The 19,127-nt window shown below is 71.1% G+C and carries 9 protein-coding genes; 6 read left to right on the top strand and 3 right to left on the bottom strand.

From position 1 onward, the window contains the following. Positions 1 to 179 precede the first annotated feature (179 nt). Positions 180 to 1,073 (bottom strand): hypothetical protein, encoded by an 894-nt coding sequence (locus SCAB_RS47110; protein ID WP_148274240.1) that lies wholly within the window; start codon positions 1,071 to 1,073, stop codon positions 180 to 182. Further along, positions 1,070 to 1,600, bottom strand: a complete 531-nt coding sequence (locus tag SCAB_RS31440) for an RNA polymerase sigma factor (protein ID WP_046774572.1) — start codon at positions 1,598 to 1,600, stop codon at positions 1,070 to 1,072. Before SCAB_RS31440 ends, SCAB_RS47110 begins: the two co-directional genes overlap by 4 nt. A 507-nt stretch (positions 1,601 to 2,107) precedes the next feature. Here SCAB_RS31440 and SCAB_RS31435 point away from each other — a divergent pair. Further along, entirely contained in the window at positions 2,108 to 2,533 is a 426-nt protein-coding gene (locus tag SCAB_RS31435; RefSeq protein ID WP_013004140.1) for an effector-associated constant component EACC1, read from the top strand. Between the two features lie 6 nt (positions 2,534 to 2,539). Further along, positions 2,540 to 6,481 carry a caspase, EACC1-associated type gene (locus tag SCAB_RS31430; RefSeq protein ID WP_013004139.1) on the top strand — a complete coding sequence of 1,314 codons (3,942 nt, stop codon included), beginning with the start codon at positions 2,540 to 2,542 and terminating at the stop codon, positions 6,479 to 6,481. 29 nt (positions 6,482 to 6,510) lie between these two features. Here the strand turns inward: SCAB_RS31430 and SCAB_RS31425 are convergent, their stop codons facing one another. After that, positions 6,511 to 7,572: a beta family protein gene (locus SCAB_RS31425; RefSeq protein WP_013004138.1), complete on the bottom strand. Its 1,062-nt coding sequence runs from the start codon at positions 7,570 to 7,572 to the stop codon at positions 6,511 to 6,513. Positions 7,573 to 7,868: 296 nt separating this feature from the next. Here SCAB_RS31425 and SCAB_RS31420 point away from each other — a divergent pair, with 296 nt between their 5' ends. The 4 genes from SCAB_RS31420 (at position 7,869) to SCAB_RS31405 (ending at position 19,089) form a co-directional block, all read left to right on the top strand. Then, positions 7,869 to 9,080, top strand: coding sequence for an AAA family ATPase (locus SCAB_RS31420; RefSeq protein ID WP_013004137.1), 1,212 nt, complete (start codon positions 7,869 to 7,871; stop codon positions 9,078 to 9,080). Then, positions 9,077 to 9,724, top strand: a complete 648-nt coding sequence (locus SCAB_RS31415) for a hypothetical protein (protein ID WP_106437330.1) — start codon at positions 9,077 to 9,079, stop codon at positions 9,722 to 9,724. The genes SCAB_RS31420 and SCAB_RS31415 overlap by 4 nt, the downstream gene beginning before the upstream one ends. A gap of 114 nt (positions 9,725 to 9,838) precedes the next feature. Beyond that, positions 9,839 to 16,819, top strand: a complete 6,981-nt coding sequence (locus tag SCAB_RS31410; protein WP_013004135.1) for a DEAD/DEAH box helicase — start codon at positions 9,839 to 9,841, stop codon at positions 16,817 to 16,819. Continuing rightward, positions 16,816 to 19,089: a UvrD-helicase domain-containing protein gene (locus SCAB_RS31405; protein ID WP_013004134.1), complete on the top strand. Its 2,274-nt coding sequence runs from the start codon at positions 16,816 to 16,818 to the stop codon at positions 19,087 to 19,089. The genes SCAB_RS31410 and SCAB_RS31405 overlap by 4 nt, the downstream gene beginning before the upstream one ends. Positions 19,090 to 19,127 lie beyond the last annotated feature (38 nt).

The following is a 19,127-nucleotide window of genomic DNA, read 5'->3' as shown; positions in this document are numbered from 1 at the left end:
CTTTCGTCCGTAGTGGATACTGTCCGGCGCTTCAATGTCTCGGTCACTGCCAGTGTGGCCGGCACCCGGACGTTCAGGCTGCGCGGACTACCGAAAAGGGCCTCCTCGCTTCCCATCGGGTAACCGGTTGCGGGATCGAAGAAAACGGAAGTGCGCATGGTGCTGCCCTTCCAGACCTCTTACTGAGTCACCGCCACCACCTTGCTTCCTTTCCAGGTGGTGGTGGTCGAGACCCGCAGGCCCGGAGCGTCCGCCAGTACTCTCAGGGCCGCTGCTCGAAGCCCCGGAGCTATGGGGCCGGAGCGCGACGCGTAGGTGAGCAGGTCCGATACTCCGGAAATGATCAGCCCTCCTTCCCAGCTCACCGTCTCAAGCTGTCGCGACAGCTCATCAGGATTCTGCGCGAAGGGCTCGATCTCCTGCCAGGGGGATCCACCGGGGAACTGGCCGGGCCCGTATTCGGCGTCGCCGATCTTCTTCCCCGATACGAGCCCGGCTTCCCGCGCCTCTCTCTCCTGCTCCGGGTCGGGGAAGATCGGATCCCCGTAGGTGCTGAGCTTCCGTCCGCCGCCTTGCCTGTCGACCCAGGACTCGGTCACAGTCGGCACGGCCGCATTGGCGACCCCACCTGGTACATCACCTGCCGTATTCAGCCACCAGCCCCATGTCTTGGAGTACTGATAGCTTCCGCCGGAGTGTTCTTCGGGCAGGGCCTCCACCCGCTTGGCCATGTCCCGGAGATACTTCGCGGGAGTCTCCGGCACGGGAGACAAGGACAGCACCGGAGGTGTGACCGCCACCGCCGACGCTCCGCCCCCTTCCCCCGGCCACGGCAGCCCACCGTTCAGGACGACGACCGATGCGCCTGCCAGGACCGCCGCAGCGCCCAGCACACTCCTGCGTCCCGGGCCGGGCCGTGCCCGTACGGAGCGCTGTCGGGAGGCTGAGCTTCGGAGCAGGGCGAGTTCCCGCTCCGCCCTCTCGGTCAGGCCCGCAGTGCCGTCCGCTTGATCGCCGGCGGGGTCGTCGTCTTGAGGCAGCAGCGCCCTCACTACCTCCACGTCTCGGCTCATCTACTTCTCCCCTCCGATGTCAAAGGCTGCTTCCGCACCGACGCCGGGCCCGCGTGGGCCAGCACGCGCTCCAACCGCACTCGGGCACGGTGCAGTTGGATGGCGAACGTCGCACGGCTGCGTCCCATGACCTTGGCGGCGTCACCCACATCAAGTCCGTCCCACGACACCAACAGCAGAACCTCACGGTCGGTCGCCGACAACCTGGCCAGGGCGCTCGCCGCGCCAAGGCGATCGAGGGCGGCGTCCTCGGCCGACGCCTCCTTGCCTTCGGTCGTCGAAATCTCCAGACGTCTCCCCAGCGCCTCGAACCGACCGGAGGCACGTCGGTGGTTCGCAGCGACCTTTCGGGCGATTCCGTAGAGCCATGGCAACGGTGCCCCGTGCCTGTCTCCCCAGCGGCGCCAGGCCACGGTGAACACCTCGGCGGCAGCATCCTCGGCGTCACCCGAGGGCAGCCTCCGCCTGAGGAACCGCAGCACGGGTCTGTAGGCAGCCCGGTAGACCACCTCGAAGGTGTCCTCCACGCCCCCACCCACCCCACCCCACCCTCTACCGGCCACAAGCGTCCTCCACCTCGTCTGTGTCCGGCAGCGCCCGCGCATTACAGTCTCGTTCGCCATGCTTCTCCCGCTGTTCCGGACCAGATCCGTCGCCAGGTCGTCCTCCTCTGCTGTTCCCTTGGCCGACTGCCCTGGCTGCGGATCTCCGGCACGGCGTACCAGTTCCGCCACCCGGAGCCACAAAACTGGCTCACCGCGCGCCCTCGCGCGTAGCGGTTCGGACGCCCGACCGCATGCGACCTCGCCACACGGAACGGCCCGACTGCCGTAGACGCCCCGCGCCGCTGCTCGGACGGACCGTGTGAGCCGACCGGCACCAGCACGGAGAAGACAGCCACCCCGCTCCGATCAACCACTTTCGCGCCAACACCTGACGGGTTTTCGGAAACTCTCCCGCCCGATGTCGGACCCGCCGACTAACGTCAGCCGCTCATGCCTCCGCCAGGAGCACGGCACACGAGGGGACGCGCTGTGACCACCAAGCCCGAGCACCGGACCGGGTACCGCATCTCCATCGTCGACGAGGACCCGCTGCGGGCGCGCAAGGAAGCGCGTGAGCTGCTCACGGGGATCGCCGATGCCGACCCCGGCGCCGCTCTGGACATTCCCCGGCGGAACACGGCGGTCGGCGCGACGGAGAAGGGCGGGCTCACGGCCGACACCATCGGCGTGCTGATCAGCGCCGGGTCGCTGGTCGCCGCCGGGGTGCAGATCTGGCTGGCCCGGGTGCCGCAGCGGACGATCATCGTGAAACGGCCGGACGGGGCGACCCTGCACATCACCGGGAAGGAGGCCCGCGAGGACGACGAGCGGATCGAGCGCTTTCTCGCGGGCGGCGGTGAGACTGCTCGCCGTACCGAGCACGACGGCCTCGGCGACAGCCCTGCGGCGGGCTGAGCGCGCATGACCGACAACGACCGGTTCGCGATGCTCGTCGGCGTGTCGACGTACGACAGCGACGCGTACCGCGATCTGCCACCCGTGCGCGCCGACCTCCACTACATGCGGGCGGTGCTGGAGAACACCGAGATCGGCATGTACAACGACTGCGCGATGGTCGCCGAGCCGACCCGCGCGGAGATGCTGCACGCCGTCGAGACGTACCTGAACGCACGGCAGCCCAGTGAGACGGCCCTGCTGTACTTCAGCGGGCACGGGGAGTTCTGCGAGAACGACAACCAGCTGTACTTCCTGACCCGGGACACCGACCCGGACGATCTGCCGGGTACGGCGGTCCCGGCGGAGTTCCTGGAGCGGATGCTCCAGTCGTGCCGGGCCGCCTCGAAGCTGGTACTGCTGGACTGCTGCTCCAGCGGCTCCGTCGTCCAGGGCTGGACCGCGAAGGGCCCGGCGGAAGAACCCGCACGGCCTGCGCCGAGCACGCTGCTGCGGCCGACTGGCGTGTACTTCATCACCGCGTCCGACGCGCTCCAGTCCGCGTCCGCCATGGCGCCGGACGGGTCGAGCCTCGGTACGTCCCGGTTCACCGGGGAGATCGTGGAGGGGCTGCGCAACGGGCGGATCAAGGAGGGCGGCTGGATCACGCCGGACGACCTCTTCGAGTACCTGACCGCACAGATGAGGCGTGACGGCGTACCGGAGGAGCAGCGTCCCACCAAGTCCACGATCAGGGCCACGAACCAGTTGCCCTTCGCCCGGTCGGTGGCCCGCCCGGTGCACCTCCAGGCGCTGCCACGCGACGCGGCCGAGGCCGCCCGTCGCTCCCCCGCCCTGCTGAAGGCCCGGGAACTGGCAGCCCTGGACGGGCGGGACGGCATCGACCGGGAGCGGCTGCTCCGGTACTACGCGCACTGCCTCACCGCTCAGTCGGCGGCCGGCATGCGGCCCGACCGTGACAGCGGGCGCGGCTCGAAGTACTTCCTGCTGGGCCAGGGCGAGGAGACCATACAGTCCGGGCGGGGTTCCGCCTTTCCCGCGCCCGGGAACCTGCCCAAGCCGCAGGGTGGTTCGGCGGGTACGGGCGGAGGAGACGCGGGGGCGCAGCAGGAGTACTGGTACGGCTATCCGGCGATCACGCTGCCCGTGCGGGACGGCGGGGCCCGGGGGCGCCGTACGGCGGTGGAGCTGGCGCCGCTCCTCATCCAGCAAATGGAGCTGGCCCCGGACGAGGAGGGCCGGGACGTGCTCCGGCCCAGCGGCGTTCCCTCCCTGCACACAGGTGTCGTCGCGGAACTGCTGGACGCGGGCGACGCGGCCGACCTCGTCGCCCGCTGGCAGCCCTCCTGGCAGGAGGGCAACGACGCGCAGATGCTGCGCGCCGTACGGGAGTTGCTGGACGAGCTGGGGCTGCCGGAGTTGGAGCCGCTCGACCCGTCCGCGCTCAGCGAGCGAACGGTGATGCAGGCGCTGCGGCCCGGCGCGCACAACGCGGCCGTACTGCTGGTGCCTTCGGGTGTGGAGGCCAAGGCCACCGAGGCCCTGGTGGACAACCTGTTGCAGATGTCGACCCGGACGGGGCAGATCCCCGGCACCGCCCTGGACGCGCTGCTGAGCGGCGGTGAGGGCGGTGCGCGGGACGCGTCGTCCGTCGCCGTGGTGGCTCCGGGACCGTGCAACGAGAGCCAGGAGTCGGTCATCTCCTCGGCGATGACACGGCCCTTGACCGTGGCGACCGGGCCGCCCGGCACGGGCAAGAGCGAGGTCGTCACGGCCGTCGTCACCACCTGTGTCGCCGCCGGCCAGTCCGTGCTGGTCGCCTCGACGAACAACGAGGCCGTGAACGTCGTCGCCGAACGCTGCGACGACATCGCTCCCGGCCTGCTGATGCGGACGGGCAACGCCGAGGCGCTGGAGCGGGAGGCGGCCAAGCTGGAACGGCTGCTGGGCGAGCCCGTCCAGCCTCCGAGGCGCGGATCGGCCACCGTGGGCGGGCAGTTGCGCAGTGTGCGCAAGACCGCCGACGGACTGCGGGCGGAGGCCGCGCGACACGTCGGCGAGGAGGAGCGGCTGCTGGAGCTGCTCCAGGACCGGGCGCAACGGACCGAAGCGCTGCAACTGCCACTACCGCTCCTGGAAGCTGTCTGGGCGGCGGCGGGCGAGGACGGCACGGCCGCACTGGGACGCTGGGAGAACCAGGCACGGAAGGTGGCCGGGGCCCCCTGGTGGCTGCTCGGCCCTTGGCGTCGAAAACGGGCGCTGGCCGCACTCGTCTCATCGGTGCCCGATGACGCGGAGGAGGACCGACGGGATCTACGGAACCGACCGGGGCCCTCGGACCTGCCGGACCGGCCGTCGTGGCCGGACTGGGCGACCGGACGACCGGTGCCGGCGGCACTGCTGGAGTCGCTGGCGGACGCGGTGGCCGTGGAACGGGAGGTGCGGGCGCTCGTCCTCCGGCACACGGGATGGGACGAGGACGGGCTGCGACGGTCGCGGCTGGAGGCAACGGGCGCACTCTCCGAACTGTCGTCGGAGCTGTCCCGAGCGGTGTCCGCCGAGACGCTGACGCGAGCGCGCGGACTCATGCAGCAGCGGCTCCAGGCGCTGCGGAGCCGCTCGGGCTTCCAGCGCAGCCAGAAGAACCTGATGGCCCACATCAAGGGATGGGCCGTCAGCACGCACTCGGTGCGCCAACTGGAACTCGCCCCCAAGCTGTTCGACCTCGTCGTCATCGACGAGGCGAGCCAGTGCTCCATCCCCTCGGTGCTGCCCCTGCTGTTCCGGGCCCGCCGGGCGCTGATCATCGGCGACCCGATGCAGCTGGGGCACATCCCCGGCGTGTCACCGCAGCAGGAACAGCAGGCACGGGTCAGGGCCGGGCTGAGCGCGGCGCAATTGGAGGACCACCGGCTCACGTACCACGTCTACTCCTCGTACCACGCGGCCGAGCAGCACGGTGACTCCGCGCTGCTGCTCGACGAGCACTACCGGTGCCACCCGAGGATCGCCGACATCGTCAACGGCTACTGCTACGCGGGCCAGTTGCAGGTCCTCACCGACGTACGGCGGCAGGTCCCGGCCCTCGACCCGGTGGGAGCGGCCGATCCGGCGCCGGCACTGGGCTGGGTCGACGTAACGCGCGGCGAGTCGGCGCGGGGCGGCGACGGGCGGTCCTGGCGCAATGCGGCGGAGGCGGAGGCCGTACGGCGGGTGGTGGACGAACTGCTGGCCCGGCTGCCACAGGACGCCACGGTGGGTGTGGTCACGCCCTTCCGGGCACAGAAGGAGGCGTTGGCGCGGGTGTGGCGCGACGACGACCGCGTCCGGGTCGGCACCGTGCACGCCTTCCAGGGCGGGCAGCGCGACGTGATGGTGCTGAGCCCGGTGGCCACGCACAACACCCCGCCGAGGACGACCCATTGGGTCGCGAGCCAGGTCAACCTGTGGAACGTGGCGGTGACCCGGGCCAAGTCCCAGCTGATCACCGTGGGCACGCACGCGTTCTGGCAGGGGCAGAGCGGCCTGCCGACCCTGCTCGCGGAGCGCTCGGCCTCCTTGGGAGCGGACACGGACGAGACCGACGGGCCGGTGGTGACCGCCACCCCGGCGACCGGCTTCCGCGAGGAACTCTCCGACAGGCTCCAGCAGTACCTGACCGAGCGCGGGATCACCGACCTGGAGCGGGCGACGGTAGTGGGCGGCCACCCGGTGGACCTGCTGTTCACCGAGGCCGGGGAGAACACCGCGGTCCTGATCGACCCCGGCCCACCACCCGGCATCGACCCGGCACGGCACCTGCGGCTGACCCACGCGCGGGGCGACCTCCTGACCGGGCTGCCGTCCGGGGGCTACGGGGCGAAGGCGTGCCCGGTGGGTCGCACGGTGCGGGTTCCGGCGTGGCGGGTCCTGGCGGACGAGGAGGTGCTGGCGCCGTTGTTCGACTGAGCCGGGAGGGACCTCCGCCGGAGGCCGGTTCAGGGACCGGGCAGGGACCGGACGACGTACGTCATGTGCTGGACGTTTCCTGCCCAGAGCCACTGGGTGTGGGTGCCGGTGCCCTCGCTGTCCGTCACGGGCCCGCCGGCGCAGTCGCGCAACCAGGTCTCCCCGGCGCTCGCGACCGCTTTCCGGAAGTCGGGCAGATCGCGGACCCGGCGGGCGGCGGCCCGGATGCCCGCCGTTCGGTCCGACCCACCGTTCACCACCTTGCACAGCACGAACGAGCGATCGGTGGTGTAGCGGAGGACGCCCCAGGGCGGGCCTCCGCCTCCCGGCACCGTGGCGAGCGCTGCGGGAGGCTGCACTCCGTAGTCGCCGTATCTCAGCCGCGAGAGGCGTTCCCGGCGGCCTGCCCGTATCTCGTGCCACATGTCCCAGTCGGCGCGGGGCTCCTCGTGCGGCGCACCGAACCGCATCATGTCGTCCGTGACGTGAGGGAACGCCCCGCCGAGTACGGCGACCGTCCGCCAGTTGTCGGCCAGTGCCACCAGAGCGTCCAGGGCGCGCAGCGCCTCCTTGCCCGCGTCGGGACGGCCCGGCAGGACGGCGCCCAGGTCCAGCAGCAGATCGACGGGCACCTCCCGGTCGACCCGGTCCAGCAGGGCGCCGACGGCCTCGGCGACGTTTCCGTCCCACTCCCCCGGCATGCGGACACGGACACCGACCCCGCAGCCGCAGCGGCGGGCGGTCTCCACCGCGGCCGTCTGCTGGGCCTCGCTCCGCTCGGGGCCGGTCACCGGGCGCAGGAGGCGGTTGAGTGCGGTGCACTCGTCCAGGATCGCGGAGAGTGCCGGTATCTGCGCGGCCTCGGCGAACGGGGCGTCGATCCAGCCCGGATGACGCCGGTGCACGCCCCTCACCCGGCGCAGTTCCTTCTGCCAGTGAGCCCTCTCGAGTTGCGCCGGAGTCGTCCCTGGAGAGGGCGGGAGGTTCCAGAGGGGAGCGACCGCCGCCTGTATGTCGGGCCGGAGGCGTTCGTAGGCGATCCGGGCATGCTGCCGGACCGGCAGAACGGGAACGTAGAGCGGTTCGGACATCGCGGCTCCCCCTCGGCACTGCCCGCGCGCTTTCCCTTCCCGTCAGGGTCCGCGTACGCACGGCGGGGGGAAAGAGAGCCCTTTCGGTCCGCATGGCTGAAGTACGCAAGTACCTGGTGACGGTGTGACGCAAGTTGTACGCTTCGTGATGCTCGGTGGTCGGACGCGCCAAGTGGACGACACACGTGGGGAACTGAGCGGCACTCAGCAGCCTGCTTCTCGGGGACCGTCCGCCGTGCGCACCAGTTCGATGCCCGGGTCCTCGCGACCCGGCCGGTCCACGATGGGCGCGAGGCTTGAACCACCGGATACTCGGTCTCACAGTGCGCAACTTCCGCACCCTGACCGACACGAAGCTGCCGCTCGGGCCCCTGACCGTCATGGTCGGGCCGAACGCGGCGGGCAAGTCGAATGTGCTGCACGCGTTGGAGTTCCTGGGGGACGTGACGCGGAAGGGGATCGAGCCGGCGCTGGAGGAGCGTGGAGGGTTCGACGCCTTGGCGTTCCGGGGCGGCCGGAGTCCGATGTCGAAGATCACCATCGGGGTCGAGGGAATCTGGTCGGACTTCGCATCGGAAGAAGTCCCGGACGGCTACGAGTTGAGCGTCTCGCAGCGCCGACTCCCCGAACCTCGCAACCGTGAGCATGTGCTCTACCGACAGGAGCGGTTCGCCCACCACCCACGTCCGAACGCGGAGTCGTCAGCCGAACTGACCAGCGATGTCTGCGTGGTCAACCACCCGTCGGAGACCGGCAACGAGAAGGTTCGGGTCACTGTCGGCCGAATGGTGTCCGCCCTTCACCAGAACCAGATCATCCCCTGGCCGGACGGCGGTTCGTCTGCCAAGGCCGTCAGCGATGTGAGACACCACCTCTCCCGCGTTCGGGTCTTCGACCCGGATGTGAGGGCCGCGCGACGGCCCTCCGCCGTCAGCGAGTCGGGGCGGCACCTCAAAGGCGACGCATCCAATCTGGCGGACTTTCTGCTGGGTCTCCAGGAACACGGGGACGCCTGGGAGCTTCTCCTGGAGGACATCAGGACCGCGGTCCCCCAGATCCGGAACATCCATATGTCTCTACTGCCGGGCTCCGGCCTGGTCGAAGTGGAACTGGAGGAGAATCGCCTGCGAGGGCGCACCCGCCTGGCAGACGCGTCCTGGGGCACGGTCCGAGCCCTGTGCATGCTCGCGGTCATTCATGATCCGGAGCCGCCGCTGCTGACCTGTATCGAAGAGATCGATCACGGGCTCCACCCCCATGTACTGAGTCTTCTGGCGCTCAGGCTCCGCGAGGCCAGTACACGCGGCCAGTTCCTGGTGACCACCCATTCCCCGGTCCTCGTCAACGATCTGGAGCCCGAGGAACTGATCGTGTGTGAACGGCTGGCGAGCGGCGCTTCCCACATCCCGGCTCGGAGCCTGGAGGACATTCTGCGGGTCATCGAGAGATCCGAGTACGAGCCGATGGGCGATCTCTGGTACTCGGGGGCTCTCGGGGGCGCCCTGTGAGTCCGAAGCCTGTTCGCGGCCGTCAGCGCTCGGTCATCGTGGTCGCCGGTGAGGGCGAGAACGACTTCAAAGTGCTCCAGCACCTGATTCCCGCGCTGCATCCGGGAGTCTGCCCCGAAGTGAAGTTCATGAGGAAACCCGTCCGGTTGGCGCGTGCTCAGGCAACGCTTTCTCCTCGTCTTCAGCAGATCAAGCGGTTCGCGCAGGGCCACGCGGACACCGCGCGACTGGCCGGGGTCGTCATACACGTCGACTTCGACGCGGTGGCCGACGAGAGCTACGAAAGTGTGCGCAGGCGCATCACCGAGGAGATGCGCGCCACTTTCAAGGATTGCTGCCCTTCCGCTCTGGCACTGGCCGCCTATGAGATGGAGGCCTGGCTGATGCTCTTCCCCGAAGCGTTCCCCAAGGTCAAACCGGGCTGGAACCTCAAGGAGGCCGAACGCCGCCGCGACCTCGGCAAGCTCGTGAAGGCCAAGGAGCACCTGACGAAATGCCTCGGGAAACCTCCGTACAGCGAATCCCACGCGCCCAAGATCATGGAAGAGGCGGTCAGGGGCGGCCATGTCACCGCCCGGCCGGCGGGCAACAACCGCTCGTACCGCGACTTCGCCGACGAGATGACGCGCTGGAAGACCTCCTAGGCAACTCCCAGCAGGTCCGGTTCACCACCGTATGGGGCTGTCAGCCACCCCCTATACGGTGGTACCGATCACCAGGGCACCGGCCTCGGCACCGGCATCGCAAGGGGGACCGTCGTGAAGCCCACCATGGCCGCCGCGCAGCTCCGCGGCAGTCTGACGCAGTACCTCACGACGACGTACGCCCTCGCCGACGAGGACACCCGCGGTGCGCTCGAACGGTTCCTCGGGCATCCGGAGACCGGTATCTTCCGCGGGCCGTACCTGCGGATCAGGACGCCGTTCCACGTCGCCGACGACGGGTGGCAGCGGGAGCTGGAGTCGTCGGCCGGTTTCCCGGGGTTCGCCCCGTGGCGGCACCAGGCCAAGGCATGGGCGCGGCTCTCCACGCTGCACGGGCCCGCCAGGCCGACGCTGGTGACCACGGGCACCGGGTCCGGCAAGACCGAGTCGTTCCTGATCCCCGTACTGGACCACTGCCGGCGGCGGAAGGCCGAAGGGCGGGCGGGGATCAAGGCCGTGCTGCTGTACCCGATGAACGCGCTCGCCACCGACCAGGCCGGCCGTATCGGGGAGTACCTCGCGCGACCGGAGCTGGCCCAGGTCACGGCGGGCCTGTACATCGGGGACCGGCCCGACACGGACTTCCGGCGGGTGATGACACGCCGCGAGGAGATGCGCGTCTCCCCACCCGACGTACTGATCACCAACTACAAGATGCTCGACCTGCTGTTGCAACGGGGCGAGGACCGCAGCCTGTGGGACGACGCCGAGCCCGCGTACGTCGTACTCGACGAGTTCCACACGTACGACGGCGCGCAGGGCACCGACGTGGCGATGCTGCTGCGCCGGTTGGCCGCCGCCACGGGCGCGTCCCGGCCAGGCCGACCGCTGGGGTCGATCTGCCCCGTGGCGACCTCGGCGACGCTGGGCGAGGGCTCGCCGGGCAAGGAGGCCGGGGGCATCCTCGACGTGGCGGCGCGGGTGTTCGGGATGCCGTTCCCGGCGGACGCGGTCATCGGCGAGGAGCGGATGACCGCCGACGAGTTCACCGGCGCCGTGGACTACGAACTGCCGGAACCGCCGACGCCGCAGGAGGTCGTGGCGGTGTCCGGCGGGCCGGACGTGGAGGCCAGGCCCGACCTGCTGGACCTGGACGCGCTCGCCACCCGGATGCTGGGCCGCTCCGGCCTGGACGCCTTCCGCGTCGGGCGGCTGCTGAAGCGGCACGACTTCACCCACGGTGTGCTCTCGCTGCTCGGCGGAGAGCCGCTGGACGAGTGGGCGCTCAGGGACCGGCTCGCCCGGTTCGGCTACTCCTGGCCCCGCACCGCGCGGGAGAACCCGCGGCTGGTGCTCCAGGCGCTGTCCCGGTTCGTGGCGCTGCTGTCGGCCGCCCGCGACCCGGACTCCGACGAACGCAGGCCCCGGCCGCTGCTGCACATCGAGGCACACCTGTGGGTGCGGCCCGTGACCCGGGTGCTGCGCGGGGTGGGGCGCACCCCCGAGTTCCGCTGGTACGAGGACGACCGCACCGCCGCCCGCCGGGCCGCGCTCAACGCCGCGCCGCCCGGGGAGGAGGATGCGGACGCCTCGTCCGGCGGCTGGCCGTCGTCCGCGAGCGGTCAGCCGCTGCCGGGCGCCGACACCGCGCCCCGCCCGGCCCAGGTGCACCTGCCCGCCGTGTACTGCCGCAACTGCGGACGCTCCGGCTGGGCCGCTCTCTCTCCCGAGACCGATCCGCAGCAGCTGGTGATGGCCCAGGACCGGATCTGGCGGGCCGGGGTGGGCCGGGACAAGCGGCGCATCCGCTACTTCGTCTCCGCCACCGCCCGCGAGCGGCAGCAGGCCCTCGACGCGCTGACCGGGGCACGCCCCTCGGACGGCGGCGTCGACCCGCTGTCGGTGGTGGTGCTGGACGGCGGGCAGGGCACCTACCGGCTGCCGACCACCGGGGACGGCGGGGATCTCGTCGACGCCTGGTTCACCCTGGCCGTGCTCGACAGGAAGACCGCCGACCGTGCCGCCAAGGACGACCGGTGCCCGGCCTGCCACACCGACAACAGCATCCGCTTCCTCGGCACGGCCCGAGCTGCCCTCGCCTCGGCGGCGGTCACCCAGCTGTTCACCGGCGGCGACATCGCGCTCGTACCGGAGGAGCGCAAGACGCTGCTGTTCAACGACTCCACGCAGGACGCGGCGCACCGGGCGGGATACGTCGCCAACGCCTCGTACAAGTTCTCGCTCCGCTCGCTGCTCGCCCACAACCTGGACGAGTCCGGTGCGCCGACCGCGCTGAACGACCTGATCGGCCATGTCCTGGACTCGGTGGACGACCCGGAGGCGCTGGCCGCCGTGGTGCCCCCCGATCTGCACGACGAACCGGGCGTCGACCGGCTGCTCTCCGGGCGCGGCACCGGCGACGCACGGACCTGGCGGCTGATCGGCGAACGGCTGGCGTTCGCGACGGTCATGGAGTTCGGACTGCGCAGCCGCATGGGCCGCACCCTTGAGCTGACCCGGACCGCCGCCGCCGAGGTCACCGTGGCGGACCCGGACCGGGTCACGGACCTGGCGCGGGACCTGCACCTGACCCTGCCCGGCCAGTTGCTGGCGGTCGGCGGGCTGCCCACGCCCGAACGCTATCTCGCCTACGTCAGGGGCCTGTTGGAGCGGCTGCGGCTGCGCGGCGCGGTGCGGCACCACTGGCTGGACGCCTGGATCAAGGAAGCCGGCACCGACCGCCACGTCATCTGGGGGCGCCGGCCGGACGGCATGCCCGCGTTCCCCGAAGGGGTCGCCCCACCGCGGTTCCTGCTGGACGGGCAGAAGGACCCGTCCAAGTTCGACTCGATCACAGGACGTCTGGGCTGGTACCAGGACTGGACCCGCAGATGCCTGGACCTGGACGCCGTCGGGGCCACCGAGTACCTGCGCAGGCTGCTGCCCGCCCTCGCCGACGCGGGCGTGCTCGCGGTGCGGACCGCCCGGGACCGCCAGACCCGGGTGTACGGGCTGCAGCCCGGCCACATCGAGGTACGGCTCCTCGACGACGCCGTCGTCAACAAGGCCTTCGTCGCGTGCGAGGACTGCCGCTGGCAGCAGGTCGTGGCGCCCGAGCGCCGCACCCGCTGGTACGGACATCCCTGCCCCCGCTACCGGTGCAAGGGCAGGCTGACCGCGCCCCAGGCCGACCGGACCACCGCCGAGGCCGAGGTGTCCCGCTTCGGTTCGGGCCCCCTCGTACCGGAACGGGACTACACCGGCGACTACTACCGGCGCCTCTATCTGACGGGCGGCACGTTCCGCGTGGTGACCGCCGAGCACACGGGCATGCTCAGCCGCCCCGAACGCGAGCGCGTCGAGCGCGCCTTCAGGACGGGCACGCACTACACCGACCCCAACGTGCTGTCGTGCACCCCGACCCTGGAACTCGGCATCGACATCGGCGACCTGTCCGCCGTACTGCTCGGCTCCCTGCCGGCCGGTCCCGCCAACTACGTGCAGCGGGCCGGACGCGCGGGTCGCCGTACGGGCAACGCGCTGGTCGTCGCCTTCGGCGGACGCAAGGCACGCGATCTGTACTACCTGGACGAGCCGCGCGAGATGATCGCCGGGACCATTCTGCCGCCGGGCTGCTATCTGTCGGCGGTGGAGATCCTGCGCCGCCAGTACACGGCCCGGCTGCTGGACCTGGCGGCCCGCGGCGAGCTGCGGACCGCCGACGGCGAGGTCCTCGCGCCGCTCCCCCGGCTTTCCTCGGCCCTGTTCGGCACCAGCGGGTGGTGCGAGGACCTCGCGGACGCCGCGCGCACGCACGGAACGGCGCTCGTGGAGGAGTTCCTGGCCCTGTTCCCCGCCGACAGCGACGGGCGAGACCCCGACGGCTCCGGTTCCGACGGTTCCGACGGTTCCGACGGGGCGGGCGTCTCCGCGTACGCGGCGGAAGAACTCCGGTCGTACGCGACCGGCGGGATCGCGCGCGCGTTGCAGGAGGCCGAGGAGGACTGGACGGGGCGGCGCGAGGAGCTGCGCCGCAGGATCGCGGCGATCGACGAGGCCGCCGAGCAGCTGGCCCTGTCCGACGAGTCGCAGGCCCGGGAGCGGCGCGAACTGCTCGCCGAACGGCGGGGGGCGGGCGACGTGTTGCGGGAGCTGAGCCAGGCCGGCGCCCACGCCACCCTGGTGGACCTCGGCCTGCTGCCCAACTACAGCCTGACGGACACCACCACCCAACTGGAAGCGACGCTGTACTGGACAGAGACCCCGGGCGAGGACGACGACACCGACGAGACGGAAGCCGCCGAGCAGGGTGCCGTCCGCAAGGTGTACCGCAGTGAGACGCGGGACTACGAGCGGTCCCGCAAGCTGGCCCTCACCGAACTCGCCCCCGGCAACAGCTTCTACGTCAACGGCTACCGTCACGTCGTACGCGCCCTCGACGTCGGTGGTCCCGAGCGCCGCGCCTGGTCGGTGTGGCGGCTCTGCCCCGCCTGCGGCTACGTCCGCACCGAGGAGCAGAACGCCGAGCACAACACCGATCCGTGCCCGCGCTGTCAGGGCCGGGAGATCGCCGACGCGGGCTGCGTCCAGCGTGTCCTGCGGCCCAGGCGCGTCCTTTCCCGCGACAAGCGCGACGACGCCCGGGTCCGCGACGACCACGACGAACGGGACCGCAGGCGCTACGCCGTCCTCACCACCGTGGACGTCGACCCCGACCGTCTGACGCCGGGTTCCTGGCGGCACGACACCGCCGTGTTCGGCGTGGACTTCACCCGCCACGCCACGATCCGGACACTGAACCTCGGGCTGGACCGCGAGGACGGCAGCAGCACGGTGCCCCTCGCCGGACAGGACGTACGGATCAACCCGTTCTACGTCTGCACCGAGTGCGGCGGCGCCACGGCCGACGGCCGGCCGGTGGTGGACGTGCCGCAGCACGCGCTCACCGAGTCGGGGGCGGCGAGCACCCCGGCCGCCCAGCACCATCAGCTGTGGTGCCCACGCCGTCGGGTCCGCAGGCCGGTGACCGGCACGGGCGAACAGCAGGGCAAGGGCCAGGACGTGCCGCTGCTGCTCGCCCACGAACTGACCACCGAGGCCGTGCGCATCCTGCTGCCCGCGTCGGTGGCGCGCGTCAAGGAGCGGCTCGCGTCGTTCACCGCCGCCCTGTTCGTGGGGATCGCGGCTCGCTACGGCGGCGACCCCGATCACATCGACATCGCCGAGGCGACGATGCCCGACCACGCGGGCGACCTCGACGCGGACTGGCCGAGACGCTTCCTCGTCGTCTACGACCGGCTGCCGGGCGGCACGGGCTACCTGCACCGGCTGGCCTCCGCCGACGGCTTCCGGGAGGTACTGCTCAGGGCACGGGATGTCATCGAGGGCTGCGCCTGCCGCGAGAAGGGGCTCGACGGCTGCCACCAGTGCCTGCTGCGGCGGGTACCGGCCGCCGACTACGACAAGGTCAGCCGGGGCGAGGTCCGCCAGATGCTGGACGAGCTGCTGGGCGCCGACGGTGAGCGGTGGCGTACTTCGCCGGTGGCGACGACACGTCATATCCCGCTGCAGCGGCAGGCCGAGAGCGACCTGGAGATCCTCTTCATCGACACCCTCCAGGACTGGGCGAAACTGGCCGAGTCGAGGGCCGCGGCGGACACGTACACGACCTCGGCCGGTACGTACGCCCTCGACCTGCGGCTCTCCGCGGCCGACGGGTCGACCGTGAGCTGGCGCGTCTCCCAGCAGCGTGCCCTGGACGGCACCCGGCCCGACATACTCCTCGAACGGCTGGACACCCCCGGGCCGCGCGTGGCCCTGTACCTCGACGGCTACGCGTACCACGCCACCCGTGAACACAACCGGCTGGCGGACGACGCGATGAAGCGCACCCGGCTCCGGGCGGACGGTCTTCGTGTGTTCCAGCTGACCTACCACGACGTCAAGGAGTGGCGTCAGCGGATCACGGACACGGGATACGCGGGAGGCGGCTCCGCCCACCCGGTGTGGGAGCCGTACGGCACGGCCGGACAGCAGCGGGCCCGCGACTACTACGACCGCGTGGGCCGGGGCCTGCCCGGTGAACTCGCCGAGACGGTGTGGGTCAACCCGGCCCGGCTGCTGCTGGCCTACCTGCGCGCTCCGGATCCGGAGCGCTGGAGGCGGCGAGCGGAGGCGGCTGCCGCCGGTCTCAGCGGGGTGGACGGGGTCCGCGCCGCCGCGCTCACCGGTGACGGAGTCGGTGAGGGGCTGAGGGCGGCGCTGCGTGGTGGCACGCCCACCGGGGCTCCCGGACCCGTGCGTGTGTTGTCCGGCCCAGACGCGTCGGGCTGCCGTCTGGTGCTCGCCGCCGACGGACGACGCACTCCGCCCGTCTGGACGGGGCTGTCCGTCCTGGACGACAGCGACGCGGCCCTCGCCGACGAGCCGACCCACAAGCGGCGCTGGCGTGCCTGGCTGTACTGGAGCAATGTGCTGCAGTTCCTGGAGCACGGGGGTGGTGACAGTGCCCAGCTGACGTCGAGCATGATCGACGCCTTCGTCCCCGAAGTGCTCACCGTGACCGGTGGGGAGGGTTGGCTGACGTCGACCCGCACGCCGGTGCCCTCTCCTGCGGACTCGCCGGCCTCCGTCGGTGTCGTACCCGTTCCCTCGGTGCCTGCCACGGGCAGCGGTGAGGCGCGTCCGCCGAGCCCTTCGGCGGCGGACAGGACACCCGTCGGCGACGAACCGCGCCGGGACCCTGGCTGGAACCGGGTCATCGAACTCCTCGACCCGGAGGAGCCCGGGCTCACCGAACTCGCCCACGCGCTGGCCGACGCGGCCGTGCCCGCGCCCCACGACGGCTACGAACTGGACGGCCACGGCTGGCAGGCCGAACTGGCGTGGCCCGCCGCCCGGATCGGTGTGGTCCTCGCCCCCCGCCCGAACGGCGACGAGCCCGACTACGAGGCACAGGACCGCGACAAGGCGTTCTCGGCGGCGGGCTGGACGGTCCGCACCGCCGCCCACTGGGACCCGGCGGCGATGATCGCCCGGCTCACGACACGACAGCACGACAGCGACACCATCAGGGACGGGGAGCCGAAGCGATGAACACCTCGGGCGTCACACTGCGCCTGCTCGACAAAGCCGACAAGGAGATCCTCAAACTCCCCCGCACGGTCAAGGGCGCGTTCTTCGACTTCCAGCACAAGTTCCGGAACAACCCCCACACCACCGGGCTCAAACTCCAGCAGCTCAAGGGCGACAGCAGGCTCTGGTCGGCGCGCGTCAACGACGAGTACCGGGCGCTCCTGCTGCGGCTCGCCGACGACGACTGGCTGATCGTCTCCGTCAAACACCGCAAGGACGTCTACAACCGCCTGTCGTACGGCGTCAACCAGGTCACCGGCGGCATCGAGTACGTGGACCTGGAGGTGGTCGAGGACAGCGTCCTGCGCCGTCTCCCCGCCCCGCCTCCGTCGGCCCCCGCGCCCACCGAACCGGCCGCGCCCACACAGCCGGAACCTGTGCGTCCGTTGTTCGCCGACTGGTCCGACCGGCAGTTGTCGGAGCTGGGTGTCGCCGAACCGCTGCTGCCCGTCATCCGCACCCTCGCCACCGAGGACCAACTGCTCGGCCTCGTCGAGTACGCGCCGCAGCTCACCGGTGAAGTGCTGCTCGCCCTGTTCGACGGAGCGTCGTACGACGACGTACTCGACCAGGTGACCCGCCCGGTGGCCACGACCGAGCCGGTCGACCCGGACGACTTCGAGGCCGCCGCCCAGCGGCCTGCGACGGTCGTCACCACGACGGACGACGCCCTGCGGGAAGCCCTGGAAAGCGGCGACTTCGGCCGATGGAAGGTCTTCCTCCACCCCACCCAGGCCAGGCTGGTCGAACGACGGTACAACGGCCCCGCCCGGGTGGGCGGGGGCCCCGGCACCGGCAAGACCATCGTCGCCCTGCACCGGGTGCGGTATCTCGTGCGGCAGCTTCCCCAGGGCCGGGACAAGCCGGTCCTTCTGACCACGTACAACAAGAACCTCGCCGCCGACCTGCGTTCCCGCCTTCTGGAACTGGGTGGCGAGGAGCTACTGAGCCGGGTCGAGGTGAGCCATGTCGACCAGCTGGCACTGCGTATCGTCCGCGAGGCCGAACCGGGCAGCGGGAAACAGGCCATCGACGACAGCCAGGCCGTACGCGAATGGCACGGGCTGCTCGACGAGTTGGGCGAGGACGCCTGGGACCCGGAGTTCCTGCACGACGAGTGGACGCAGGTCATCCTCGGCCAGGCCGTCGGCACCCGCACCGACTACTTCCGCGCCCGGCGCGCCGGGCGCGGAAGGAACATCGGCCGCGCGGAGCGTGCCGAGATCTGGCAGCTCGCCGAGCGCTTCACCCAGCGGCTGGACCGCCTGGGGCGGCAGACCTGGGACCAGGTCGCGGAGCGTGCCGCACGGCTGGAGATCGGCCGCGAGCAGCGCATCCAGAGCATCGCCCAGCAGCGGGAGACGACGGGCGGCCTCGACAACATCCACCTCCAGGACGGCTCAGGGGGCTGGCTGCGCCACCGGTACCGGCACATCGTGGTGGACGAGGCACAGGATCTCCGGCCCGCGCACTGGAAGATGCTGCGTGCGATGGCCCCTCGCGGTACCGACGACCTCTTCCTGGTCGGCGACACCCACCAGCGCATCTACAAGAACCAGGTGACGCTGGGCAGCCTGGGCGTCAACATCCGCGGCCGGTCCTCGAAACTGAGCCTCAGCTACCGCACCACGCGGCAGATCCTGCGCTCCGCCCTGGGCGTACTGGGCGAGACGGCGTACGACGACCTGGACGGCAGCGAGGAGACACTCGCCGGCTACCGGTCGGTGCTCAGCGGTGGGCTTCCCGCCGGGCACCCGTTCGTGGACTGGGCCGCCGAACGGGAGGGCGTGGCCGCGCTCATCGCGGAGTGGGACGCCGACACGGACACGGCCGTTCCGCACGAGCAGATCGCGATCTGCGTGCCAACGAATCAAATGGCGGCCGAGGTGGCCTACACGCTCAAGCTGCGCGGCATCGACTCGGTGGAGATCCGTTCCGACGGCCCGCACGGCTCCACCGGCGTGCACATCGGCACGATGTTCCGATTCAAAGGGCTGGAGTACCAGCGCATGGTCATCGCGGGCGTGGCGGACGGACTCGTGCCACGCGAGGCCGTCAACAGGTTGCGTGCTACGGACCCGGTCCGCCATCGACACGAGATCCAGCGGGCCCGGTCCCTGCTGTTCGTGGCGGCGACGAGAGCACGCGACAGCGTGGACGTGTTCTGGCACGGCAAGCCCAGTCCGTTCCTCGACGACTCATGGGTGGCGGCAGGCCCTGCCATGAGCTGACAGCCGCATGCATCTGTGTCGCCGAGCGGGCCGACGGA

This window comes from Streptomyces scabiei 87.22, assembly GCF_000091305.1.
GTDB lineage: Bacteria > Actinomycetota > Actinomycetes > Streptomycetales > Streptomycetaceae > Streptomyces > Streptomyces scabiei.
The sequence above is the reverse complement of the archived record's forward strand: the minus strand, read 5'-3'. Positions and strand labels throughout refer to the sequence as shown.

What these genes read in the sequence shown, in the direction of transcription:
- SCAB_RS47110 (WP_148274240.1), bottom strand. Translation starts at nt 1,073, where the DNA reads ATGAGCCGAGACGTGGAGGTAGTGAGGGCGCTGCTGCCTCAAGACGAC.
- SCAB_RS31430 (WP_013004139.1), top strand. Translation starts at nt 2,540, where the DNA reads ATGACCGACAACGACCGGTTCGCGATGCTCGTCGGCGTGTCGACGTAC.
- SCAB_RS31425 (WP_013004138.1), bottom strand. Translation starts at nt 7,572, where the DNA reads ATGTCCGAACCGCTCTACGTTCCCGTTCTGCCGGTCCGGCAGCATGCC.
- SCAB_RS31405 (WP_013004134.1), top strand. Translation starts at nt 16,816, where the DNA reads ATGAACACCTCGGGCGTCACACTGCGCCTGCTCGACAAAGCCGACAAG.